Below are 24,294 nucleotides of genomic sequence, written 5' to 3'. Positions count from 1 at the left end.
GGACCTGCCCGGCGAAATCAGCCTTGGCGAGCGGTGCCGCGCGCACGCTCATCATCGTTGAGCCCGGACTGCAACTTCCGAAGGTCCTGCCGCCAGCGTCAGGGCCTTCTTCTCCTCGGGCAGCGCCGTTTCCCGAGCACAGGCATCAGCCACTGCCGCCTGATGCGCGGCGAGGCGGTTGAGCCAGTGCTGGGTATCTGCGCCCCGCGATTGCTGTTCCGCCTGGACCGTGGTCGTGAGCGTGACAAGCTGGCCGTCGCGCTCGGACACCGAGTCCCCGCCCGCGGCGCCCGCGGTTCCGGTAGAGATGCTGCGCCGCGGCCGATGGACCAGCAGTTCAGCCCGAGCAGAGAAACCGCCGGGCGAACTTTTCTTGAGCGTTACCGCACCGCTGGCGCAGGCGCTCTTTGGTGTTATGCTAGACTTCTCTACGGTTTTGTAGAAACCAGCGCGAGCAGGTGAGACGTGACCCAGATTTCCGCGAATATCTCTCCCGAAACCCGAGACCGCCTGGAACGCTACGTCCGTGCCCGGGGCATGAAGAAAGGGTTCGTGATCGAGCAGGCCCTGCTGCACCATCTACAGGCCATCGACGAGATCCCTGAGGAGGTTGTCATACCCCCGCGCCTCGTGGTCACGGTCGCGTCGGGCGAGCGGCTGCTGGAGCGGCTGGCGTCTCAGGATGGCCCCAATCGGGCCATGCGCGAACTCTTCGGCGAGGACCCCGAGCCCGCTCCCAGCAACTCCTGATGAGCCTGAGGATTCGGCGATTGGAGCGTGACGACGATCGCGACCAGTTCCGCAGCGGACACCCAGACCTCGACCGCTTTTTCCATCGCTTTGCGGGCCAAAACCAATTCCGCCACCATGTTGGCGTCACCTACATCGCGGTCGAGCATGACGCGATCCTGGGCTTCGTCACCGTTTCGCCGTCCGCGATCGAAATCGACGCGCTTCCCGCTGACCGCCGTCGCCGGTTGCCGCACTACCCCTTGCCGACGCTACGTTTGGCGCGACTGGCGGTCGCCGAGACGGCGCGGGACCGCGGGGTCGGCCAGGCCCTGCTTCGGTTCGCCTTGACCCTTGCCCGCCGGATGGCCGACGAGATCGGGTGTGTCGGCGTCGGCGTCGTCGTCGATGCGAAGCCCGCGGCCCGGAGCTTCTATCTTCGCTCACTAGTGTCCCAACGCGTTTCGTGTACGACCCTGTAAGATTCTGATATTTCTTTTGAAAGCGGCGTTTCTCTGGAAAATCGACTTGAACGCCGCTCGCTCCGTGCGCCAATCTTCCGCCCCATCCAACGGGCGGGAGACACGGCTTCATGTACGCAGGCAAACTGGTATTCGCGCAGATCACCGAGCATCTTCCACTGCCGATTTTCTGGCAATGCGTACAGCGTTACGGCGGCCATCGCAAGATCAAGTCGTTCACATGTCTGGACCAGTTTCTCTGTATGACGTTTGCGCAGTTAACCTACCGGGAGAGTCTGCGCGACATTGAAGCCTGTTTGCGCGCCCACCAAAGCAAGCTTTACCATATGGGCATTCGCGGGGGAATCGCGCGCAATACCCTGGCCAATGCCAATAAGGTCCGTGACTGGCGCATCTACGCGGATTTCGCTCAGGCCCTAATTGGGATTGCGCGCGATCTTTATGTCAACGATTCCTTCGGGATCGATCTTGCCAATACCGTCTATGCGTTGGACTCGTCGACTATCGATCTCTGCTTGTCGCTGTTTCCGTGGGCACCGTTCCGTCACACGAAGGCGGCCGTAAAGATGCATACGCTATTGGATCTGCGCGGTAACATACCGACATTCCTGCATATTTCCGATGGCAAGCTCCACGATGTCAACGCCCTCGACTTCCTGGTTCCGGAACCCGGCGCCTTCTACATTATGGACCGCGGGTACTTGGACTTCGCGCGCCTATATCGCTTCACACTCGCTGCGGCCTTCTTTGTCACGCGGGCGAAATCAAATACGAAGCTGCGACGCGTCTATTCCCGACCGATCGATAAGGCAACCGGTCTAATCTGCGATCAGACCGTCGTCCCGACCGGCGTTCACACGCCGCAATTCTACCCGGAAAAGCTTCGGCGCATCAAGTATCATGATGCGGCGACAGACCACACATTCGTATTCCTGACTAACAATTTCGCGTTACCGGCATTCACGATTGCGGAACTCTACCGCTGCCGTTGGCAAGTGGAACTGTTCTTCAAATGGATCAAGCAACACCTGCGCATAAAGGCGTTCTTTGGCACATCCGAGAACGCGGTCAAATCGCAAATCTGGATAGCAATAGCGACTTACGTATTAATAGCTATTCTAAAGAAGCGTTTGAATATGGATGTTAGTCTCTACACTTTGCTACAGGTCCTGAGTCTGACTATATTCGAACGCACCCCGATAAATCAATTGCTTACTGATCGCGACTGCGATCCGCGGGACCCGCCGGAAGGTAAGCAATTGAATTTATTTGATTAAACGTTGGGACACCAGTGATCTTCGCTATGGCTTTGAGCCGGTGTCGGTGGTCGAAGGCCTCCTGCTCGACCGACCAGAGCCGACACCGATGTTTCTGCCGCTGTCGTCGATTCCGCGCCCCGACAACCAGTGACATTCACCGCAACCCAATGGATCAAGCATCGCCCGCCCATGGCCGCCGAACGGGTCAATGCCCTGGCCCCAGCGGGCCGGCGATCCAGGACAGTGCCGGTTCCTCTTGCGGCAGCTGGAGCAGGCGACTTACCCGTTGCGACAGGCCGCGGGACGGGCTGAGACTTGATCTGTGCCTGTACTGTGCGCAGAATGTGCATTTACGAAATGCACCTCAGGTGCAAGGCCATGGCCGCCAGCTTCGCAGATGTGCTCGAATCGACGCGGGAACCCGGGACGTCGCGGTTCTCTGCAGCGGGCGTCGCCGACATCCTTGGCCTGCAGCAGGATCTGGCCGAGCTGGCGGGGGTCCATCGCAACACCCTGCGCACCCACCCGGAATCGCCAAGACTGCAATCCGCACTGCGTGACCTGATGCGAGTGGTGTCGGCCGCCGCGGCGGTGCAGCCGGATGCACAACGCGCCATCTTCCTGGTCAAGAACGAACCCATTCCTGAGTTCCGTCACAAGTCCCTGTTGCAACTGGTACAGGAAGGCCGGACCGAGGATGCGATTGGCTACCTGGAGTCAATCAGCACCGGGTTCGTCGGTTGATCCTCTTCTTGGCGACAGCAGGGCATCGAATCGGCCGGAGTGATCCGGATTGCACATCGTTCAGTCGCGCTTGTTGCGGTCGGGCGTTCGGTCGTCTGTCTCGGGCAGACTTCGCCGCACCGATTCACCCAGTGCGGCCAGCCAAGCGTCGCTGTCGGGACTGTTGATCACCGCGTCTGCCAGCGTCAGCAGCCGATCGAATTCGTCGATCCGCTCCATGAGCGGCCGGCTGTCGGCGGCAATCACCGCTCCAAAGCGTTTCTCAACTTGAATCAACAGTATGTTGCAGCTCGCCTGCAACTCTTTGCGGCGTGCGCGCTGCCGCGTCTCCTGCGGGTCCGGCCGCTCGCGGAACTGCCAGAAGCGATCCGCGGGCATTGCGTAGTCGCGCTGAAGTGTCTCCAAGGCTGCAATTGCGATGTCCGATTCGCGAATCGCTTCCCGCAGTCTGTCCATCTCCTCGCGCTGCCACTCGTCGTCGTCTTCTGGGTCCGCGGCCGTGAGCAGGTTCGAGCCGTCGCGGTCGCACAGCTCGATGGCGATCCGCTCGATCCGAAATGGGTCATCCGGGTGGATCCAGAAAAAGAGCCGGTACCGGTAAGCGATATCCCAGTGGGGGTCCCAGTCGCCGGCCAGCGAGCCCATGTCGGCGCTGCGCGTCGGCTGGGTGAGGTACTGCAACCAGGCCAGCAGATTGAGCCGCAGCCCGTAGACTCGCCAGGGACGGAGATAACGTGCCGTTGCAATGAAACGTCTGACCCGCTCCAACAAGGGATCGGGGTGCGGCGGAATCTCGAACGGCTCGGTTGCCAGCGCCTCCTCGAGGGCCCAGCACAAAGGAAAATCCGCGCGCTCCTCCGGTGGATCGAAGCGTCGCCAGTGGTCGCACTCGATCCACTCCGCGGCGCGCTGCAGCAGGAACAGAAAGGCCCCGGTGGCGAACTGCGGCGGCAGCTCCGGGTGCAGCTCGCCCAACTGATCGCGTAGCAGGCGGTCGAGCCATGCGACGGGCAGACGCCCGTCATGCGCGTTCAGGGTCTTGCGGAACCGCAGATACTCGTCGAGTGCGTTCTCGGGCGTGGCATCGCCCCATTTGTAGAATCGCATGGCGAGCGACAGCGTTCCCGTGTGGGGAGCGATGATGTAATAGTCGTACCAGGCGCGTGTCGACATCTCGGCGTCTCTCGGGTTCTCGGGATCGGTCGGTAACGCAGGTCCACGGCGGCCATGATGCCAACCGGGTTTCCAAGCGGAGCTTGGGAACCGGCAAACCCGGGCGCGGATACGCAGGTTGGCGCGACCCGGGGTCAGCAGCGCCTCGAACTAGGATTCCAGCCCGGCCCCGCACAGGACCGCCACGGTCGACGCGACGCCTAATGTTCGGTCGGTGTCGTGCGCAGGGCCCGGATCGCCTCGCGGGAGAGTTCAGTCAGCTCGGCAATGGCCGCGTCGTCCAGGGCGGTTCGCTCAAGGAGTGCCGCGGCCATTTCACGGCGCGCCTGCGCAAGGCCCTCCTTGTGCCCCTCCTTGCGTCCCCGCTCGAGGATCTCCGCGTTCCACTGTTCGACCCGTTGTTGCAGCATGGTATGCACCTCGTGAAAATCATTGATGTCCGGCAGGCGGATGCCGGGGCGCTTCTTGCGGATGAAGCTGCGGTAGATCCAGCGGCCGAAGGCGCGCTTGAGGCTATCCAGGGCGCTACTGTCCAGGAGTGCCACCAGACGTGCGTAGACGGCGAGCCAAGTCGGCTCGTCGCGCGCCTTTTCCAACTGGAACAGGGCCGCGACCAGGTTTTGGACCTCAGCCGGGTAGGCCGCGTCGCCGATGATCGCCCCTTCGTCGAGCAGCAGATAGGACCAGTGGGGGCGATAGTGTGTGAGCCCGCCCGGGGCCGGGTCGATCAGCGCGGACAGTTCCGTCGGCGCCGTCCAACGCAGCTCCCCGTTGTAAAGGACCACCGGCAGCACCGGCGGGAGGGTCCCGGCCGCGGTCAGGGCCTTCTGCGCGATCAGGTCCTGGTACAGGAGCGAGACATAGCACGCTATCCGCACCGCCATGAAGGGGTCCACGGTGCTCTGGAACTCGATCAGAATATAGACGTAGCACCAGCCGTCGGCCCAGCGCACGCGCCAGATGATATCGTCTTCGCGGTCGCGGTAATCGTCGGTGACATAGCTGCCCTTGACCGTCTCCAGCGAAGCCAGGTCCAGGGACTGGACCCAGTCCTCACGCACGAAGCCGGTCAGCAGGTCGCGGACCATCTCGGCGTGGGCGAAGAGTTGTTTATAGCTGTGGTCGTGGTGACGCCCGGCGGCCGGGGCGCGCCGTTTGCGGGAACCGCGGGGACGACGGGGGTGGCGGGGTGGGGTCATGGCTGGCGTTCGCGGGTCAAGGTCGGCGGCTTGAGCGCGATGCGGGTCGGCACGGGTGCTCCGCATCATTGAGCCCCATTGTAGCCGGGCCGGGTCCGCTGCGCGGACCTTCACCGGTCGGCTTCGCCGCGGGGCTCGGTCCGCACCGCGGACCCAGGTTAGCGTCCGCGCCCGCCCAGCCAGCGGACCCGGGCCAGACCCAGCGCCAGCAGCACCATGCCGAGCACGGCGGTAGCGGCGAAGAGCGCGAGGGCTGGCCAGTTGGGACCACTGTTGGCTGCATTGGCCACGGCGGGTGCCGACTGCCTGAGCAGCCAGCCCGGCAGTGCGCCCCAGTCCCGCGGCATACCGGTGAGGGCAAGTCAGCGCTGCCACTTGCCCGTCCCTTTCCGTCAAGGACTTCCGAAGTTCGTATACCAGCGACCGTGTGGCCTCCTGATCCCTGCGGGCCTGGGCGGCAGCCCCCTGGGTCGTCGCCTCCGCGCGCTCAGCAATTCGGCCCGTGCCGTCGCGACCTCCTGCTCCACCTGGAGCCGGGCGATGCGCGCCTGGGCTGCCCTGAGGCTTTCCCCCGCCGCCGCGGCAACCCGCTCGGCATGATCCCGCTGGCGGGCCTGGTGCTCGCCATGCGCCCGGGACTGCGCCAGGGCTTCGGTCGTCTCCTGGAGGGCCTCGATACGGGCGGCGAGCGTGTTGCGGGCCAGGTCCAGGGCGTTCTGCGTTTCCCGCAGCGTCGCGCCCTGACGGTCCAGTTCGGCGACCAGGCGCTCGTTCTCGGTCCTGGCCGCGTCGCGCTGCCCAGCGACCGCCGCGACCGGGGCGTCCAGCGGCGTCTTCGCGTCGAACCACTGCTCGCCGGCCAGCCGGCACGCCTGATTCCAGACCGCGACCACCTGCGTTCGCAGCGCCTCGGGAATACCGGGGATCTGAAAGCGCCGGGCGGCCTCGTCGAGCCAGTCGTCGATCCCGGCGCCGATTGCCTGTTGCGAGCCCTTGCCACCCAGTCCCTCGCGGACGGCGGCGATCGTTGGGCGCTTGCCGGCGGCAGCGAGGGTGCAGGCGGCCTCAAAGGCGCGTTGGCGGGTCGCTCCGTGGGCGCTCATGGTGATTCCGGTGAGCGGTCGAAAGCGCCAACAGCACCGACTCGACTGCGCTCGATGATCGAACTCACGGCCCCACGGACGGACCAATCGCCCGTCCATTCCTCCCCCGGCCGATGCACCAGACGATCGAGCCAGATGCAGGTGACTTCCCCGTCTGGGCTCCGATCAAGCCCCAGGACCTGCGCCACGATGGGCGCTGAACGGCCGGAGCGGCGGATGGTGACTGACCCGTCACCAATGACAACCTCGATATCGCTCATCATCTGCCCCTATGCCGCCAGTCGATCCCGGACTTCATGGGTCCGGCACCCCATCAGCCCCGCCAAGTCCTCGACGAACCGCCCCAAGAGGGTATCCAGGTGCAGGAACTCCACGTCGTCCAGCGCCGGGGTACCCCAGTCCAGCCCGGCGTTGATGGCGTCGCGCTTGTGCGCGACCATCTGCCCCTGATAGTCGTCGATCGACCCGCGCAAGTGGACGAACTCCGTCGTTACGGGCCGGGTCTGCTGGGGCCGCAGAACCCGGCCCTCGGCCTGGTCCTCGGTCTTGGCGGTCCAGGAGCGGGTGAGGAACAGCACCCGGTCGGCCTCCGGGATGTTCAGCCCCTTCTGCGCAACCCCCAGGCTCGCCAAGAGCACCGGGGCGGAGCCGACGCGAAAGCGCGTGTTCAGTTCCCGGATCCGCTCAGCGATGGGCTTGCCGCCATGTGATGGTGACGTGTTCGACCCCGTGCCGATCCAACGCCCGCCCGATGATCTCCAGCAACTCCGGCCATTCGGCATAGGCGATGACCTTGTGGCCGTCCTCGATCAAGGTCCCCAGCCGGTCCACCACGTACCGCTGTTTGCTGGTGAGTCCGCCGTCGTAGACGAACGGGGACTTGTCCGAGCGGCGTTGCGGGATCGCCGCTGCGATCTGCACCGCCTGGATGCGCGCCAGCAGCGCGATCAGGTTGCGCTCGCGGGAATTGGCCTGGCCCTTCATGTACCACTGGCGGAAGTCCTCGGCGACCCGCAGATAGTGGGCCAGGTGCGCCGGGTCCCAATCCAGGGTGGTCACGCGGCGCTCCGGTACCGGGATCTGGAAGTGCCGTGCCACATCGGGCTCCTGAGCCACACGCCGCTTGATGTGGTGGGCCAGCGCCGCCCGGTAGGCCGACAGATTACGCAGCTTCGGCACCTCCCGCTTGGCGCCGGTGGTCATGTCGTCTTTGAACTCATTGGTTACCCACTCGAAGGTAACGAACTGCTCGCGCACCCGATCGACCCCGGGCACGCAGTCGCGGGTCGACTGCCGCAACGCCGGGTCCAGATACCAGCGGTGCATCCCGTACACTTGAGCGGCGGTCGCATCGCCCCCGGTGAAGGCGAGCACCGAGAAGGCATCCCGCGGGTAGTTCCCGAGTGGGGTGCCGGACAGGGCAAAGCGCCGCTTGGCCGCCAGCTTCCACAAGGCCGCGGTCTGGGCGGTCCCCTTGTTGCGCAACAGGTCCCCCTCGTCAGCGACCAGGCAGCCGATCCGGTGCCGCAGCCGGCTTGCGTAGGTCCGCCGCTGGTGGGCGCCGTGGATCGGTCCCCGCAGCCGGTGGTAGCTGATCACGTTGATCCGCCGCAGGGTGTCCAGATCCCGCGGGCTCTGGATGACCTGCCAATCCGTGGCCGGGATCGGGAGCTTGGCCAGTTCGGTGCGTAGCTCGTCGATCAGGTACGCCTCGGTGCAGATCAGCCCAGCCGTACAGCCGGACAGCAGGATTAGCCCGGCCGCGAGCCGCGCCTTGCCGAGTCCGACCGCCCAGGCGGCGACAGCGCCGCGGGTCATCGACAACTCCAGCAGGTCGTCGAACTGGTAGTCCCAGGACAGGAACCCATCCAGGCCCAGGGCCTGTCCGCGGCGGCGCAGTGCAGCCGCCCGCTCGGGGAAGGCCGCCAAGCGTCCGGGGTGGACCGTTTCCCACCGATCCTGCGCCTGTCCGGTGACGACGGCGAAGCGGCGGTTGAGGTCCTCTTCCGCCAAGGCGAAGTCGCGCCCGCCGACCCGGTACCGGTAGGACCCGGCGCCGTCGGGGGCGAAGGTAACCTCTGCCCCCGCCTTGATAACCGGCGAGCCCCAGGTATCAGGGTCCACCAGGTGCAGGGTGCGCGCCTTGCCGACGAGCGCGCCGGCCGGGCCGTGCGCCATGTCGGCCTTGACCAGGACGGTATGGCGAAAGGGGGTGCGCTCGATGCGCAGGCGCCGCGCCCGCTTCTGGATATACCGGGGGAGTCCGGGATCAACCTCCAGGTCGGCGCCAGCGGCGCGGATCAGCGTGCACAGGGCCTCAAGGGATGCCAGCGGGTCCGCCTGGGTCAGGTGTACCTCAAGGTCGAGTGCGCCCTGGCCGGTGTAGCGCAGGCCCTTGGGGTAGCGGTGGCCCTCGATGCCGGTCGGGGTGAGACGCTCACCCAGGATCGCGTTACGGACCTTGGCCTCGATCAGGCCGCAGGAAAAGCCAAGGGTCAGTTTGCGCCCTGAGTGGCCGAGCCGGACCTTGGGGTTGCCCGTGACCGGGCGGGTGATGGTCGGTCCCTCGTCCACGATCCCGGTTTCGCGCAGCCGGGGGTTCAGGTGGCGCGTAGTGCGGCACGACAGGCTCAGGTCCGGCGCCAGGGTCAGGGCGTCGTCCAGGGTCTCGACACGGACCGCGGCGCCGGGTGCCCGAGGGTCCTTGGCGAAGAACAGCACGGACACCCGCACATCAGCCCCCTGGTCGCGGAAGCACCAGGCCGGGGCGTGGAACATGGCCACCAGTCGCGGCCAGGCTCCAGGGTCCGCAAGTAAGGTCTCGGCGTAGGACCGGGGGAGGACCGCAGCCACCACGTCGGCGGCTGCCAGTGCTTGCTGCACTGCGTAGGCGTGCGACAGCGCCGAGGTATCCGGCCCGAAGCGCCCGTAGCTCGTGGCCGAGCCAGCAACCAGGGTCGGGGCCTCCAAGTGCAGCGAGAAGGGTGGGTTGATCACGGCGATCCCGAAGCCCGTCGGGTCGATCCGCTCCATGCCCACCGTTGAGAAGTGGCACTGGAACCCGGCGACCCGGGCAGCCTCGCTCAGCGCCGTGACGCTGGGAGCATGCACGTCGACCCCGGCCAATTCATGGCGGGCCGGATCGGCGAACTGAAGCAGGGCACCGGTGCCGCAACTGGTGTCGATCAGGGGTACCCGGACGCCCTCTCCGTCCCTGGCCAGGGCGCGCTCCAAAGCGGGGGCGACCATGTGCCAGATCCAGGCGGCGAGGAGGTCCGGGGTAAAGAACTGGCCAAGATGCGCCAGGCGGGCCGCGTGCAGTCCCGCAAGCGACCCCGGACGTTTTGCCTGACTACCGAGCGAGGCCCGGCCGCGCAGGGTGTGGCGCCAGTCAGGGGCAGGGTTCCGGGCCGGGACCGGTGTGGCAATGGTCACGCAGCCTCCTGGGCATCAGCGGCTTGGGAATGGCGTCCGTAGAGGGCCAGGAACAGTTGCAGTTGCGCACCGATCGCGGCACCGAAGATGAACTCGAACCGGGTGTGATAGGTGACAATGTGCAGGGCCGGGGAGACCCTGATCCGTTGCCGGGAGACCACCCCGTACTCACGGTCGCACAGTCGGCGTTTCGCATCGTCGAGCCCGCCCGCGAGATTGCTGGAATCCTCCGCCCAGACCGCGAACGCCTGCAGGTAGCCCAGCAGCTGAGCAAGCTCACCCTGTCGGCTCCAGGTCAACGGTTTCCTGCTGCGGGTCTCCGCTAGGCTGTCGATAAAGACCCGCATAGACAAGACGATGCCTTCACGTCGGCGCTCGACAATCGCCCCTGGTCGCAGGTCAAATTCGCCGTCGATTCCGCACGCGGCCTTGCGGTAGGCCAGTTCAACGCCCTTCTCGCCGCCATAGTCGCGTTCCAGTTCGCGCCACAACCCCGCCGGGTCGAACCGCTCGGGGCGAAAGACGTAACCCCGACCCGCTCGGTCGTCGCACGCATCAGTAACGAAACGGGTCTGCAAGTCCCCATACGGGATACTCAGCACCGGGCAGCTGGCGGGCGTGAACGCCTCGCTCGCCAGACAAACCAGGCGGGCGACGATCGCCGCGGCACGTTCCGTCAGGTCCGTCCGGGACTCATAGGTGTCCTTGGAAAAGGTTTGTTGGGAAAATGCCTCGATCGCAAGCTCGCTTGCCTCCCGTTGAGCGAGTGCGTTGGATCGCGCATCGAATGCCCGTCGCGCCGCGACATACTCGCGCCAGAGTTCGGCGTAGACTTGGCCAGGATTCTTATTCATGTTCCACCCCCATAGAAGAGATGACAAACCAGGCGACGGCGCTCGCTGGTCGTCTAGTCAATGACGATGGCTGCCGCGAGGTTGAATCGAACCGACTCCGGGTCCGCGGCGATGGTCGCCTGCACGGCATGTTCCACGATGCGCGCTAACCCGAGCCGATCAAGTGCCGTGCGCAGCGCTTCGGCCTTGGCCTCGTCCCATTCGTCCTCGGCATCCAGGGGATCATCCGCCCATAAGTTAACCACAACGCTCGCCCAGATCGTTCGTTGAGAAGCGCGGCGTACTGGGAAGGCGGTCGGCAGAGTGCTCGGAGCATCGGTCGTTGCTGTCGGGGCGACCGTGAGTTCAGAACCCAGTCGCGCATCGACTGGGAAGTGAGCGCCCAGATGCAGGTCACGGTATCCCATCGCGCGATCGGTGGTCGCGAACGAACGCGGTCGACCCGCTGGAGTCTGGATGATCTCGCCCGGACGGTACAAGGTGCCGGCACGCTCATGGGGCGTCCGCACCACCAGATAGAAACGCCTTGGATCAATCTTCATCTAAACTCCCGAGTGCCCAAAAGCGCCGGCACTCGCCGGGGTGATTGACTCAATGTCCGCGGTGAAGCACGCGCACACATACAGATAGCCATAGCTGCTATTGGGCGTCCCCCGGATGGTGATAGCGCCAGGCCCGCGGTCCTCGACGGACATCAGAGCAAACCCGGCCGGGTTCAGCTTGCTGTCCGTCACGGATTGCAGGAAGGTCCGGAGCGGCCCCGCGTTGAGGGCGTCGGCCAGCGCCTTCTTGGTAGCGGCGTCCGGGCCATCCATGAGTTGGCGATCCGGCAGCAAGTCCGGGCGCTCGCCGGGTTGGGTGTAGATGGCCCGCGCGTTCCAGACCGGCGCGTCGGGGCGCAGAGTGATTCCGAGCATGGTGCAGTAGGACATGGGTGCATACTCCTGGAGTTGACCTAACGCTCGGTCCGTTTATAGTGACGACCCAGAATCATGATGTACGGTCCGAGTGAGACCATAAGACACGGCTCCCCATTGAGATCCCAGCCGACACCGGCACCGAAGAACAGGACCCTATCCCAGCCCCGATTCCAGGAGAACCAGACTACGGAGCGTTTGGTGTTGCTACCGCTCATGTTTTTGTCTTCGATTACGTTCTGAACGCATAGCCTGATCCCCTAAAACGTAAACGCCTGTTGCGAGGGCTGAGAAACGCCCACCAGGCCGAGCGCTCGCCTGATTGCCGACTCGTTCGGGAAGAACACCTTGTCCGCCAAAGACCGCGGGCAACCCATATACATCCCATCGTTGTAGTTGTAGGTCGGCCATTCTCCAGCCTGGCGCCAGGTGAGCGAGCCAATCCGGCGCCATTGATACTCGGTACGGAGTCCGTCCAAGACGCTGGGGCGCACGATCACGCGCCACTCGTTATCCCCGATGACCGCGGGCGTTGAACCGAACACTGCATCGGTTGGCAGTTCTGGTTCATCTTTCCAGGGGTTACGGGGCAATGCCCGCGCTGAAACGGCCTGCATCAACTGAACCTGAACATAGGCCAGGACTTTTGGCCTGGTCTTCTCAAAGGCCACTCGAAAACCCGCATTTAATCTCGACTTTGGCCATTTTTGCAGTTGGGCGACGGCCCCGCGCGTGACGCCGCGGTGGTGGCGAAGCGTGTGCTGAGCGGGGGCTGCGGCGGCCGATCGTCGCGGCCAGCCAGCATCCGCCCGTGGCCGTGGCACGCGGGGACACGCAGGGGGAAGGCAGGCGGGGCACCAACAGTGTATGTTCCGAGGTCGACCAAGACACCGGACGTACCTCCTGATGCCCCACCTGCCCGCCTCGATTGTACCGACTTTGCTGCCCTTTGCGCCGCTGTTCACCGCGCCGACCTGGCGCCATGTGCAGGTCTTGTTGACCGGCACGTTGCTGGCCCAAGGCCCGCGCACGGTGGCCGCGGCCCTGCGGGTCATGGGGCTGGGGCACGCGCCCCGGTTCGAGCGTTACCACCGGGTGCTGAGTCGCGGGCGCTGGTCGGGGGTGCAGGGGTCGCAGATCCTGCTGGGGCTGCTGATCGCGCTGCTGCCGCCCGGCTGGCCGTTGCTGATCGTCGTGGACGAGACCCTGGAGCGGCGCAAGGGCGCGCGCATTGCTGCCAAGGGGATGTACCGCGATGCCGTGCGCTCGAGCAAAAGTCGCGTGGTGACCTGTCTGGGCCTGCAATGGATCTGCATGGCGTTGATCGTCCCCTTGCCGTGGAGTCGGCGGCCCTGGGCATTGCCGTTCCTGACGTTGCTGGCGCCCTCGCAACGGGCCAACGTCGCGGCTGGCAAGGCCCATCGGACCGTGATCGACTGGACCCTCGTCATGGTCCGGCTGGTGGCGCGCGGGCTCACGCGCCGCCGCTGGGTCCTCGTTGGGGACGGCAGCTACTCCTGTGTGCGCCTGGGCTGGGAGTGCCTCAGCGCGCAGGCGGCCCTGATTTCGCGCCTGCGCCTGGATGCACGCTTGTTCGGGCCGCCCGCACCGGTGCCGCCGGGACGGCGTGGCCCCAAGCCGAAGAAAGGCCCACCCCTGGCCAAGTTGGCCACACGCCTGGAGGAGGCGCGTACGCACGGCACCGAGACCACGGTTCAGTGGTATCGCGGCGAGACCAAGACGCTGCGTCTGCTCAGCGGGGTCTGTCTCTGGCATACCCCGGGGTGGCCGCCCCTGCCGATCCGCTGGGTATTGGTCGTCGATCCGGCCGACCCGCTGGCCGCCGAGGCGTTCTTCACCACTGACCTGACCGTGCCGTCGGTACGCGTCATCGAATGGTTCGTCTTGCGCTGGTCGATCGAAGTCACCTTCGCCGAGGTCCGTCGCCACCTGGGCGTCGAGACCCAGCGCCAATGGGCCGCCAAGGCCATCGCCCGCACCACGCCGGCATTGCTGGCGCTGTTTTCCATCGTCTGCTTGATGGTGCATCGGCTGCGTGAGCACTGGGCGTCCTTGCCGCGCTCGACCGCTTGGTACTTCAAGCCGCAGGCCACCTTTTCCGATTGCCTGGCGCTGGTGCGCCGCACCATCTGGGCCGAGGGGAATTACGTCAACTCGCTTGCGGATCAGGATCAGGTGGTAATTTCCCGCCCCGCCTGGGAGCGCGTGCTCGCGCAACTGGCCGCGACCGCCTGAGCCGCGTCGCGCGGCGTGCCGCGCCGCCGCGCCGCCGCGGAGCGGGCCTGACGGGTTGGCTCCGTGGTCCCCCAGGGTCCGCCGTGCGGACCCTGGCCCCGCGATTGCCGGTCGCGGCTGGCACGATGAGCGGATGCGCCTAAAATGGCCAAAGTCGAGTTAATAGAACTTCGCGCATTACATTGACCGGGAGGCATACCAGCGCATCAAGCGCCCCTTTTAGATTGCCGTCCGTTACGGACGCTGAAAAGCGTTCTACTGGTGTCGCCGGTCGCGGGGTGCCGCTCATATCAACCTCTGCATTGACGAAACGTGGTCCATGGGGAGCAGCCTAGCAAGTGCGGCGAACAGCGTAAAGCGAAAAGTAATAAATTTATAACACTATTGACGAAAGAAGTCGGGGCGTTATAATGGCACCTATAGCGGCTCGGCGCCGGGCGATAAGCCCAGTCGAAAATCAGCTTGCGGCGCGTGGAACAAGGATGTTGATTGGCGCAAGGGTCGGCCGCGTGAGTCTTAGGGCGTGTTGGATCAGCGATCCATTAACATCCGGATCGCGTGGTTCGGAAACGTGGAACGACTACGAGGTGGGGTATGAACAGTTTTGTTGAGCATCCGATCCGTGCGGCTGGTGACGACTCCAGTAAGCTTCGTACCCCGCTCCCTTTGTGGCAAGCGAAGCGCCTCGATGTCCAGATCGTGCCGCGGTCCCGTGCCGCCGCAACGGTCCTCTATTGGTGGGCTGGTGTAGACCCGTACCGCATCACCCCAGCGATCACTGGCGCGCTCGCCTGGACCTGTCGCGGGGCCAGTGGCACGGCGGCGTTCTCACGCCCCGAGCGAGTCATCTAACCTAGATCACTGTGAGGGTAAGCACTGGAGGAACAAGACACCGGCTCCCCAACCCAGCAAGGATTCCTGGGCGGTCATTGGTTGTCCGCGTCCGTCACCGACGGCGATGCCGCAAAAAGGGCGCAAGTAGCGGGAATCCCTGTCTCGCTGGAACCTCCGTATCGAATCCACGAATGACCGATAGACCAATAAGAGGCACCATGCAAACCCACCCTGTTATCCCGGAAGCTGCCATACCTCCGCCGTCCGCCGAGGACGGCCAACTCTCCTGGTTGCCTGTCAGCGTGATTACGCCGCGCGCGGGGCACAACCCGCGCCGCCACTTCGACGTGGCCAAGATGCGTGAACTGGTCGAGTCGGTCCGCACCCAGGGCATCATCCAGCCCATCGTGGTGCGTGCCATCGACGGCGGGTGCTACCAGATCATCGCCGGGGAGCGGCGCTGGCGGGCGGCCCGCGAGGCCGGGCTGGACGAAATCCCTGCGTTCGTGCGCGTGGTGGATGACCTCCAGTCCATGCAGATGTCGATGGTCGAGAACACCCACCGGGACGATCTGGTCCCAAGCGAGGAAGCGCAGAAGGCGCGGGACCTGCTGACCCTCTGTCACGGCGACCGGGACGAGGCCCGGCGGCGCTTGGGATGGAGCGAGACGCGGCTCAAGAGTCGCTTGGCCCTGCTGAACTGCACCCCGGCGGTCCTGGCGGCGCTGGATGCGCGAACCCTGAACCTGGGCCACGGGGAGTTGCTGGCCACCCTGCCCGCCGAGAACCAGGACGCCAACCTGCCCCGGATCATCGCACAACGGATCTCCGTCGCTGCGCTCTTGGAGCGCATCGGCCAGGTCGCCCGCCCACTGAAACCGGCGATCTTCGACAAGACGGGCTGCTTGGACTGCCACCATAACTCGGCCGTCCAGCGTGAACTGTTCGAGACCTACCTCGATGGCGCCAAGTGCGCCAACATGAAATGTTTCGGCGGTAAAACGATGGTCGCCCTGGCAGGCAAGAAGTTGTCCCTGGCGGAGCAGTATCAGGCCGTCTGGCTCGATACGGAGCGTGCGCCGGGCACCTTCGCCGTGTTGGAGGCAACCGGCGTCCACGGCGTGGGTCCGCAGCAGTTCGGGCAGGGGTGCCGGGGGTGCGCCAACTTCGGTGTGTTGCTGGCCACGGTCCCAGGGCATGAGGGGCAGATTACGGAGGACGTGTGCTTCAACCCGACCTGCCGGGCCGAGAAGCAGCAGGGTTACCGTCGTCTGCTTGCGACCCCGCAGGACGCGCCCGCCGCCACCGATCCGGGTACGGTCGCGGCACCGGCCGCACGGCCGAAGAAGCGGCAGGCAGCGGCAACCCAGCAACCGGCTGGTGAAAGTCCGCACGCCGAAGCGACCCCCCAGAAGGTCCAAGACGTAACCGATGCCAAGCTGCGCGCCATCGCGGCGGACCTGGCTCAGGAGGATGCGCGCGTTGCCCGTGCCGTGCGCCTCTATGCCCTGCTGCGGGATACCGGGTTCACGGACACCGAGAAACTCGGGGTGGTCGCCGTGCCGATTGCACGCGCGAGTGCCATGACCGTCCTGGTGGCCCTGGCCGATGCGCAGTGTGTCGCCCTGGAAGCGGCCCTGGTGCGCTACGTCCTCATGGAACGAAACGACGGCGATCTGCCCGGGGCGACGGTGGCAATCCTCACCACCACCCAGACCGACCTGACGCAGCGATTCCGCGTGGATGAGCCGTTCCTGCGGGCGCACCGCAAGGCGGGCATGGATGCGCTGTTGCGTGAGGCCGGCTTCGCTGCCTGGTACGACGCCACCCACGGCGAAGCCAGGTACGCCCGGCTGATGCAAGGCAAGGTCGACGCGATCATCGCCGCGGCGCTGGCCCCGGGCGCCTTCGACTGGTCCTGCTTCGTGCCCCAGGCCGTGGTTGGGCGGTTCAAGACCCTGGCGCGGCGGACCTGATACCCGCCCCGGATGCGCCGCCGCAACCCAACCGACAACAATGCCCGCAATACCAACGGAGACCGTAATGGACCTATTTGAACAACTTGTCGGCGTCCTGACCGCGGGCGAACGCCTCCGCTTCGAGATCGCCCGTAACCCGGATGGCGGCCTGACCCTCCTGGTCCAGCCCCTTCTGATCCGGCCGGTGGAGAATCTCGAAGGCGATGCGGCGCCCCTGCGCGCGGCGCTGGCGATGCCGCTGCGGATCACCGGGAGCATCGCGGAACTGGATGCCCGGTTGCCCGCGCTGCTCGCCACCTACGGCGAGCGCCGCCGGGATGTGGAAATGAAGGTCACTTCATTGGAGGCGTTGAAGGAAGCGGGGAAGGCAGGTGCCCGGCTGCTGGAGCAGGGCACGAAAGCGGCGGCGGGGACCTCTGCGGTTGCTGCGGCCCCGCTGGACCCGACCCCGACCCCGACCCCGGTGCCGGCGCCCGCGCGGTCCGCCCCGGCCGTGCCGGTCGACCCCAACAATCTGTTCGCCTGAGCGGGTCATGTTTGTCCTACCAAACCATTGGGTATCGAACCCCATCCGCATAGTCCTGGCGGGTGCCGGGGGCAGCGGCAGCGAAGTCCTCGACGGGCTCGCACGGATCGACCGTGCTCTGCGCGCCCTGGGACACCCAGGGTTCCAGATGTCCGTGTTCGACCCCGATACGGTTTCGACGACCAATACCGTGCGGCAACGCTTCTGGCCAGCCGACCGGGGCCAAAACAAAGCACAACTCTTGATGCACCGTTACGGAACCTTCGGCGGTCTGAGCGGGCGGGGCTATGCCGAGGCCCTCACCGTGGCGGTGCTCGCCGCCATGCCGCGGGTCGATCTACTGGTCACGTGCGTGGACAAGGCCCGGGTGCGCCGTGAAATCGGCACCCACGATTGGCTGTTGGACCCCTACCGCTGGCGCGACACCCTGTGGCTCGACCTTGGCAATGGGGCGCGCACCGGTCAGGTCGTCTTGGGCCATCTGGCGGGCTGGAGGGCGGACCCGGCCCGCCTGCCCAACGTCTATGACCTGTTCCCGGAACTGGCGCAGGCCGAGCGCCTGGACGCCGACGACACGCCAAGCTGTTCCGCCGCTGAGGCCCTGGCCGCCCAAGACCTGTTCATCAACCGCTGGGTGGCCGTCGCCGCCGCCGATCTGCTGTGGCAGTTGGTGCGACACGGCACCATCGGCGTCCACGGCTTCTTCATCAACCCCACCGGCGTGCGCGTGCGCGAGTTGGCCATCGACCCCCGCACCTGGGCGAGCTTTGGACTCGTCGCCGCGCGCCAGGCCGCCTGATCCCCAGACCATAAGGACTATCCCATGACCGCAACCACCATCGAGACCCCGCCCCGCGTCTTTCGCCTCGGCGCCCTGGAACTGGCCGACCCTGACGCCTCCCTGTCCGCCGAGGACGCGCTGGCGCTGTACGCACCGAACTTCCCCCAGGTCCAAGGCGCGACGCTGGCGGCGCCCGAGTTCCGCGCGGACGGGACCCTGGTCTATCCCGTCGAGCGGCCGACGGTCAAGACCAAGGGATAGGCCGGCAATGAACCCCGGCGAGATCACCGCCCGGCTCCGCGCCTGGGCGGATCACCGCGCAATGCCACCGGCACAGGAGCACACCCCATGCGGGCTCAGGGTCACAGAAGGCTGGCAACAGCGCCGGATCGGTCAGATCCTCAGTCGCGCCGCCAACGATCGGCGGCGTGGCGGGTTCGACCCGAGGGCACTCCCACCTGCTTGAGTCCACTCGCGTTTCCTCTGCGCGCCGCCCCAGGCACCTTCCATGGGGAGACGGACGCCCGCCGTGCCTATGCCGACTGGCTGGAACACGACTGGCAAGCGGTCGCTGGCCTGTTGGAGTTCACCCTGGAAGCCGGGCTGGTGGATGGCGAGGCGGTGGCCGTGGCCCTGGACGCGAACGACGGCGGCGATGCCCGTCCCCTCTATGGACTGGCCACGACTGCCCTTCGGGCCATCGGCGACTATCTGAACGCGCAGGTCGCGGACCTGGTGGACCCGGCGCTGCACCCGGCCTTGCTGATCGGCATGGAAGGGCGGGAGGAGGGCGACGGGGCGATCCACCTCGTGGGCGAGGGCGCGGCCCTGGTTTGCAATCGCCTGCCGTTTCTCACGCTGCATCCCGATCTGGCGCGCCTGTGTTATCGGGTCTGCATCCTGATGAGCCAGACCCTGGGGATCGACATCACCCGCGGCTGGCAGCCGGACCTGTTCTGGACCGTGGAGGAGCGCCTGGACGCCTTTCTGGCGGTGCCCGCGGCAGTGCGCAACGACCCCGACGCCTTCCATACCGCCTGCGTCGAGGAGAGCCAGGAGTGCGGGCTGTTGGCATGGGGCACCGAGTCTGTGGCTGACGCGGTGGACCTGGCCGCCGAGTTGGCGTCTTGGGTTGACGTGCGGGACCGCTGGCAGGCGTTCGTGAAACGCCAACACCGCCGCCGCCCGCTGACCGTCGCGCAGGTGGATGCCAAGGCCGCTCGGTTAGTCGCGTACCTGGAGCGTGGCGATGCGCATCCGGTCGACCTGGCCTGGGCGCGCTGGCTCCGGTTGGTATGTGCCCGGCTCCGGGCCGCAGTGGGGCGCTCTCCGGCCGCGCCCACCGCGGAGGATGAGGGTGCGTGGGCGCTCGACTGGCTGATCCAACTGGACCCCGGGCTGCCCTGGTTCGGGGATGCACTCCAAGACACCCTCGATCAGGTCGCCCAGACAGGCGAGCGCATGATCGCCAGTTATCCCTTCGTGGCCGGCGGTGCCCGGTCCATCCTGGACGCCCTGACCAACGCGGCGACCGCGATGGGCCTGATCCTGGCCGCCCCGTCCTGCGCTGAGGTCGAAGATGCCGCTCACTGACAGCAGGGCGCTGCCCAACATCACCACGACACGCCCCACCGGGGCCATCGTCTTCCATGAACAGCGCCGCGAGGGCGGGGGCGGGATCACCTATCATCCGCTGGACGATGACGCGGGCGGAACTCGGATTCTCCCCGGTCGGCCGCTGACCGTGGCCGATGCCCGCGCCCTGCTAGAAACCCTGCTCGGGGAGCGCACCAGTGAGTTACGGTGGACCCCGCCGAACCTGCTGGCCTGCGGCGACGAAGCATTGGTCTGGTCTGTGCCAGGCAGTGTGCGCCCCATCCTCTTTCGTGGGAAAAAGGACGGGTCGATCCGCCTGGACGTGCCCTGGCCAACCCTGGTGTTCGCCGCCACCGATGGCGCCATCCGGCTCGCCGCCATCAAGTCACGCGGGCGGCCGACGGCGCGCACGCCGCTATTCCATGCGCCGCTGTGGAATGTCTACCAGGACGGCCGGGTGTGCCTCGGCAGTGCCACGGTCCCGCACCTGGACGGCATTGATGCCATGCCCGGGTACGAGCGTGCGATCTTCGACACCCTGTTCAGTCACGGTAACTTTCGGGGGAACCTGGCCTATCGGCAGGACCGCGGCGAGACCAGCGACGGGGACCATGTGCGGTTCTGGCGCGAACTGGCGCGGGCCAAGGCGACCCGCTTTCCGCCCGCGGCTCTGGTCCCCATGGGGCGGCGGTTGGAGGCCTGGCTGGGGTTGGAGCGGAGCGGTTAGATGGTTCCGGACGAAATCAGCGTAACGTGCAGGTGCCAAGATTTGGCACCCATGGACCCGTTCGAGACGGCGATCACCCAGGGCAACTGCGGCCCCGGGCGACGGCCTGTGGCAAGCCGGGCGCGGGAAACCAACGTCACTGCGAGTGGCGCTGTGACGCCGCCGAAGCTGCCCTGTGTTTGGTGTAGTCAAGTGAAAAGGAGTTGCGAGCCAATGCTTCGCCCCCGTCAAATCCTCGAAACCTTCGGTCATGTCCACCCTGGGTCCTGGCGCGCCCTGGAAGACTTACGCCAGCGCCGTGCCGGCGCGTGGCCCACCTATGTCTATGCGCCGCTCGACGTGGCCGGAGTGGCGCTGGCGACCGCGCACCGCGCCGCGGGAAGGGCGCTGCCGTCCCATGCGTGGGAGATCGTCGCTCCGGCCCTTGAACTCGCCGGTCTGGCCGCGTGGCGGGCGACGCAACAGGTGTTCCGCTTCGACCCGGACCTCTACACGGCGCTGCTGGAGACGCCAATCGCAGGGCTCATCCCCGGCGAGCATTTTCGCCGGTTGCCGGCGTGGGGCGTCTATGTGGAGACACCGGGGCTCTGCGCGCCCCTGATCGGCGGCGGTGACGCGCCGGTGCATGGGGCCTTCGCCTGGCTCGACTGGCGAGCGGATCGCTGCCAGGACATCCTGACCCTGGGCCTGGACACCGATGTGCAACTTGCCATCGGGCATGTCCCGTTGGTCGGGACCTTGGAAGAAGGACTTGCTCAGGTCGAGGCGGAGTGGCGGGAGGGGATCGCTGCAGGCGTCGCGGGCGGTGGGATTCCGGACGGGTTTGCCGCCGCGGCGCAGTCGGTCTATGGGAGACTCTTGTCCCTGCTGCTGTACCTGTGCGCGGAGGACGCCGATTACGAACGCCCACCCTGGCCGGTCACGAAGCGAACCAAGAAGGGCCTGCGCCTGTTTCCGCCGGATAACCCGTCGGTCTGGCGCGTCGGGGAGCGCATCGGGGCCGTCTTGCGGCACGCCGCGGAGGCGCGCGAACCCAGGGAATCGGCCCTGGACAGTCAACGGACATCGCCGCGACCCCATGTGCGTGCTGCCCACTGGCACTCCTTCTGGCGTGGCGCCCTGGATGTCGAACGCGAGCGCGTGGTGCGCTGGTTGCCGCCGATTCTGGTCGGGGCGGACCGGGTTCATGGTCTGCCGGTGACGGTGCGACCGGTGCGGGACCACTAGGCGCGATCCATGAACTACACCGACGAACAACTGCGCGCCATCGAGCACACCGGCGGCCACAGCCTTACCTACGCCGTGGCCGGCTCGGGCAAGACCCACATGCTGGTCGGCCGGGTCCTGTTCCTGCTGGAGCAGGGGGTCCCGGCGGAACGCATCCGCGTACTCGCCTTCAACCGCGAAGCGGCGAAGGAGTTTCAGACCCGGCTGGCGGGGGCGCTGCCGACACACCGCGCCGCGCCCAAGGTGTCCACCTTCCACAGCCTGGGGCTGTCGCTGACCACGCTGTTCGAGAAGCATGACCTGCTGCCGCGTCGTCGCCTGGAAACCAGCGAAGCCGTGGAGAAAAAACTCGCCCGCGAGGCCGCCCTGGCGGCGCTGAAAGAGGCGGGCAGCGACGAGTACCCGAGCCAGGATGCGTTCGAGGCGTTTCGGGCCTTCATCGGGTTGGTCAAGTCGGACCTGCTGTCCGCCGCGGACGCCTTCCGGACCTTTGGCCTGCTGCCGTCGTGCGCCTACTTCGTGCGGGCCTTCGTCCTCTTCGAGCAGGCGCGCGAGCGCGCGGGCCTGCGGTTCTTCGCCGACCTGCTGTCGGACCCCGTGGCGGTGATGCGGGCCAACCCCACAGCGCTCGCGCTGGTTACGAACAAGCTGGACCTGGTGGTAGTCGATGAGTTCCAGGATGTCAGTCGCGTCCAGGTCGAACTGCTGATCCAACTGGTGGGTACCCGCGCCCACCTGAACGCGGTGGGCGATGATTCGCAGTGCATCTATGCCTGGCGCGGTGCGCGACCCGAGATCATGGGGGAGGAGTTCGCCCGGTACTTCCCCGGGGCGACCCGCTACACCCTGTCCCGGACCTTCCGTTTCGGCCACCGGGTGTCGCTGGCCGCCGCCCAGTTGATCGGCCACAACCGCAACCGCATGGACACCCTGTGCGTCTCGGCGCTGTCCACGCCGGACACCGCCATCGAGGTGCTCCGTGCCACCTCGGCCGGGGACCAGGCGGCGGTGGTGGCGGCCATCGACGGCTGGCGGCGCGCCGGGCGGTCGCTGCGCGAGGTCGCGGTCCTCGCCCGACTCTGGGCCCAGACGCTGAGCCTGGAACTGGCCCTGTTGGAGCGTGACATCCCCTACGTCAAGGCGAAGGACGACCTCTTTCGGGTCCCCGAGATCGCCGGGCTCTTGGGCTACCTGCGCCTCGCCGCCGGCACCCTCTTCGCCGAGCCGCGGGCGCGCGAGATCGTCCGGCACATGCTCTCGACCCCGACCCTGTGGCTCACGGCGGCCACCCTGGATGCCTTGGCGGATGCCATTGTGCGGGCACCCGCGCAGGCCCCGGCCCTGCTCATGGAGACCGCCCGCCAGGCCAAGAAGCCCTACCACGAAACGCGGATCGGTGATCGTGCGCAGGTATGGCACGAGGCTCTGGGGTGGGCCGACCTACCGGCCGCCGATGCGCTGCGGTTCTATGCCAGCACCACCGACCTGGTGAGCGCGTTCGCCACCGCGGCGACCAGTGAGGCGGCGGCCGAAAAGGAGTTGGCCTATCAGACGCTCCTGGACTGGGCGGTGCGCACCCGCACCACGGTGGGTGAGTTCGTCGCGCGCATGGATGCGCTGCGGCGAGCGCGGGAACGCTATGAGGCCGGCGGCGACGCCGTGCTCTTGTCGTCGATTCACCAGGTGAAGGGGCGCGAGTTCCCCCTGGTCATCGTCACCGGGTTGGAGGACGGGCTGTTCCCGTCGCGCCGAGCCAGTGCCGAGGAAGAACGGCGGCTCGCCTATGTGGCAATGACCCGCGTCCAGGAACAACTCCTGCTGGTCGTGCCGCCGGATGCGCGCTTCGATGCGGTGTGGCTCGGTATCCCCACCCGGGGTCCCGGTCGGGCGAAGAGCGCCGCCAGCCCCTTCGCCTTCGAGGCCAATCTGCGCACCAGCACGGCACTCGGGGAAGCGATCACCCATCGGCTGTCCGGCGCCGATCCCGGGGCATCGTTGCCGGAGGCGTCGCTTCAGGCGGCACCGGTGCTCAACCGCTATCTGGGGGAAGTCGGGCTTGAGGAGCGCTACCAAGCGCCGGCTGAGCCACAGACGGTGCCGGTGCCCCCCGGCGACTGGGGCATCAACGACCGGGTACGACATCCTTTTTTTGGCGATGGCCTGGTGGTCGGCGTTCGCGACAAGGACATCCTGGACATCAACTTCGGCGGGACCCATCGCTACATCAAGTCGGGCGTCGTGGCCATGGAGCGGGTGTGAAGGCGCTTGAACCGCGTTCCGCAGGAAGTGGCGGGTGTTTCGATCCCGCCCGGGGCCGTCTCCCGAGTGCGGTCGTCCACGCGTCCGTCCATCACGAGCGCACGGGAGGGCGCCGCGCCAAACACCCGGATCGCCTGAGCCTGCGACTGGTGGTGGTGGGGATAGTCCCCGATGAGTTACCTGAACCAAGCGCCCTGCCGACGAATCCGAGGTG

24 protein-coding genes are annotated in these 24,294 nt (G+C 66.5%); 13 read left to right on the top strand and 11 right to left on the bottom strand.

What is annotated here, in order from left to right; genetic code table 11:
* Nucleotides 1–51 precede the first annotated feature (51 nt).
* Entirely contained in the window at nucleotides 52–270 is a 219-nt protein-coding gene (locus THSYN_RS30225; protein ID WP_236849042.1) for a hypothetical protein, read from the bottom strand.
* A gap of 267 nt (nucleotides 271–537) precedes the next feature.
* Here THSYN_RS30225 and THSYN_RS30220 point away from each other — a divergent pair, with 267 nt between their 5' ends.
* From THSYN_RS30220 to THSYN_RS30200, 4 genes are all read left to right on the top strand, one after another.
* On the top strand, nucleotides 538–750 hold the full coding sequence (locus tag THSYN_RS30220; protein ID WP_236849041.1) for a hypothetical protein: 213 nt from the start codon (nucleotides 538–540) through the stop codon (nucleotides 748–750).
* A gap of 20 nt (nucleotides 751–770) precedes the next feature.
* Nucleotides 771–1,211 (top strand): GNAT family N-acetyltransferase, encoded by a 441-nt coding sequence (locus THSYN_RS30215; RefSeq protein ID WP_236849040.1) that lies wholly within the window; start codon nucleotides 771–773, stop codon nucleotides 1,209–1,211.
* Nucleotides 1,212–1,321: 110 nt separating this feature from the next.
* Nucleotides 1,322–2,488 (top strand): IS4 family transposase, encoded by a 1,167-nt coding sequence (locus tag THSYN_RS30210; RefSeq protein ID WP_100922798.1) that lies wholly within the window; start codon nucleotides 1,322–1,324, stop codon nucleotides 2,486–2,488.
* 360 nt (nucleotides 2,489–2,848) lie between these two features.
* Nucleotides 2,849–3,214 (top strand): DNA-binding protein, encoded by a 366-nt coding sequence (locus THSYN_RS30200; protein ID WP_100922960.1) that lies wholly within the window; start codon nucleotides 2,849–2,851, stop codon nucleotides 3,212–3,214.
* A gap of 60 nt (nucleotides 3,215–3,274) precedes the next feature.
* On the opposite strand, the gene THSYN_RS30195 is transcribed toward THSYN_RS30200, so the two are convergent.
* The 10 genes from THSYN_RS30195 to THSYN_RS30155 form a co-directional block, all read right to left on the bottom strand.
* On the bottom strand, nucleotides 3,275–4,387 hold the full coding sequence (locus THSYN_RS30195; RefSeq protein ID WP_100922797.1) for a hypothetical protein: 1,113 nt from the start codon (nucleotides 4,385–4,387) through the stop codon (nucleotides 3,275–3,277).
* A 200-nt stretch (nucleotides 4,388–4,587) separates the two neighbouring features.
* On the bottom strand, nucleotides 4,588–5,586 hold the full coding sequence (locus THSYN_RS30190; protein WP_100922822.1) for an Rpn family recombination-promoting nuclease/putative transposase: 999 nt from the start codon (nucleotides 5,584–5,586) through the stop codon (nucleotides 4,588–4,590).
* Nucleotides 5,587–5,744: 158 nt separating this feature from the next.
* Nucleotides 5,745–5,933 (bottom strand): hypothetical protein, encoded by a 189-nt coding sequence (locus THSYN_RS35065; RefSeq protein ID WP_100922821.1) that lies wholly within the window; start codon nucleotides 5,931–5,933, stop codon nucleotides 5,745–5,747.
* Nucleotides 5,934–5,978: 45 nt separating this feature from the next.
* Complete coding sequence (locus tag THSYN_RS30185; RefSeq protein WP_236849039.1) at nucleotides 5,979–6,689, bottom strand: DNA-binding protein; 711 nt, start codon at nucleotides 6,687–6,689, stop codon at nucleotides 5,979–5,981.
* A 269-nt stretch (nucleotides 6,690–6,958) separates the two neighbouring features.
* On the bottom strand, nucleotides 6,959–7,471 hold the full coding sequence (locus tag THSYN_RS30180) for a helicase-related protein (protein WP_100922796.1): 513 nt from the start codon (nucleotides 7,469–7,471) through the stop codon (nucleotides 6,959–6,961).
* On the bottom strand, nucleotides 7,374–10,124 hold the full coding sequence (locus THSYN_RS30175) for an SNF2-related protein (RefSeq protein ID WP_100922795.1): 2,751 nt from the start codon (nucleotides 10,122–10,124) through the stop codon (nucleotides 7,374–7,376). The genes THSYN_RS30180 and THSYN_RS30175 overlap by 98 nt, the downstream gene beginning before the upstream one ends.
* The gene (locus tag THSYN_RS30170; protein ID WP_100922794.1) at nucleotides 10,121–10,978 is read right to left on the bottom strand and encodes a hypothetical protein; all 858 of its coding nucleotides are present in this window, start codon (nucleotides 10,976–10,978) and stop codon (nucleotides 10,121–10,123) included. Before THSYN_RS30170 ends, THSYN_RS30175 begins: the two co-directional genes overlap by 4 nt.
* Before the next feature lie 53 nt (nucleotides 10,979–11,031).
* Nucleotides 11,032–11,520 (bottom strand): hypothetical protein, encoded by a 489-nt coding sequence (locus tag THSYN_RS30165; RefSeq protein ID WP_100922793.1) that lies wholly within the window; start codon nucleotides 11,518–11,520, stop codon nucleotides 11,032–11,034.
* Nucleotides 11,521–11,910, bottom strand: coding sequence for a hypothetical protein (locus THSYN_RS30160; protein ID WP_100922792.1), 390 nt, complete (start codon nucleotides 11,908–11,910; stop codon nucleotides 11,521–11,523).
* 245 nt (nucleotides 11,911–12,155) lie between these two features.
* Nucleotides 12,156–12,566 (bottom strand): hypothetical protein, encoded by a 411-nt coding sequence (locus THSYN_RS30155; protein ID WP_100922791.1) that lies wholly within the window; start codon nucleotides 12,564–12,566, stop codon nucleotides 12,156–12,158.
* Between the two features lie 235 nt (nucleotides 12,567–12,801).
* On the opposite strand from THSYN_RS30155, the gene THSYN_RS30150 reads away from it, so the two are divergent.
* From THSYN_RS30150 to THSYN_RS30110, 9 genes are all read left to right on the top strand, one after another.
* Entirely contained in the window at nucleotides 12,802–14,151 is a 1,350-nt protein-coding gene (locus THSYN_RS30150; protein ID WP_157817463.1) for an IS701 family transposase, read from the top strand.
* 1,052 nt (nucleotides 14,152–15,203) lie between these two features.
* Nucleotides 15,204–16,961, top strand: a complete 1,758-nt coding sequence (locus tag THSYN_RS30145; RefSeq protein ID WP_100922790.1) for a PRTRC system ParB family protein — start codon at nucleotides 15,204–15,206, stop codon at nucleotides 16,959–16,961.
* A 67-nt stretch (nucleotides 16,962–17,028) separates the two neighbouring features.
* A complete protein-coding gene (locus tag THSYN_RS30140; protein WP_100922789.1) occupies nucleotides 17,029–17,490 on the top strand; it encodes a PRTRC system protein E in 462 nt (153 codons plus the stop codon).
* A gap of 7 nt (nucleotides 17,491–17,497) precedes the next feature.
* Nucleotides 17,498–18,289, top strand: coding sequence for a PRTRC system ThiF family protein (locus tag THSYN_RS30135; protein ID WP_100922788.1), 792 nt, complete (start codon nucleotides 17,498–17,500; stop codon nucleotides 18,287–18,289).
* 24 nt (nucleotides 18,290–18,313) lie between these two features.
* Complete coding sequence (locus THSYN_RS30130) at nucleotides 18,314–18,532, top strand: PRTRC system protein C (RefSeq protein ID WP_100922787.1); 219 nt, start codon at nucleotides 18,314–18,316, stop codon at nucleotides 18,530–18,532.
* Nucleotides 18,533–18,733: 201 nt separating this feature from the next.
* The gene (locus THSYN_RS30125) at nucleotides 18,734–19,864 is read left to right on the top strand and encodes a hypothetical protein (protein ID WP_100922786.1); all 1,131 of its coding nucleotides are present in this window, start codon (nucleotides 18,734–18,736) and stop codon (nucleotides 19,862–19,864) included.
* A complete protein-coding gene (locus THSYN_RS30120; protein ID WP_100922785.1) occupies nucleotides 19,851–20,594 on the top strand; it encodes a PRTRC system protein B in 744 nt (247 codons plus the stop codon). The genes THSYN_RS30125 and THSYN_RS30120 overlap by 14 nt, the downstream gene beginning before the upstream one ends.
* A 213-nt stretch (nucleotides 20,595–20,807) precedes the next feature.
* Nucleotides 20,808–21,821 carry an AcrVA2 family anti-CRISPR protein gene (locus tag THSYN_RS30115; protein ID WP_100922784.1) on the top strand — a complete coding sequence of 338 codons (1,014 nt, stop codon included), beginning with the start codon at nucleotides 20,808–20,810 and terminating at the stop codon, nucleotides 21,819–21,821.
* 9 nt (nucleotides 21,822–21,830) lie between these two features.
* Entirely contained in the window at nucleotides 21,831–24,080 is a 2,250-nt protein-coding gene (locus THSYN_RS30110; RefSeq protein ID WP_100922783.1) for an ATP-dependent helicase, read from the top strand.
* Nucleotides 24,081–24,294: the final 214 nt, after the last annotated feature.

It is taken from the genome of Candidatus Thiodictyon syntrophicum, from assembly GCF_002813775.1.
GTDB classification, from domain to species: domain Bacteria; phylum Pseudomonadota; class Gammaproteobacteria; order Chromatiales; family Chromatiaceae; genus Thiodictyon; species Thiodictyon syntrophicum.
Note: the sequence above shows the minus strand (reverse complement) of the source record. Positions and strands in the feature narration are given on the sequence as shown.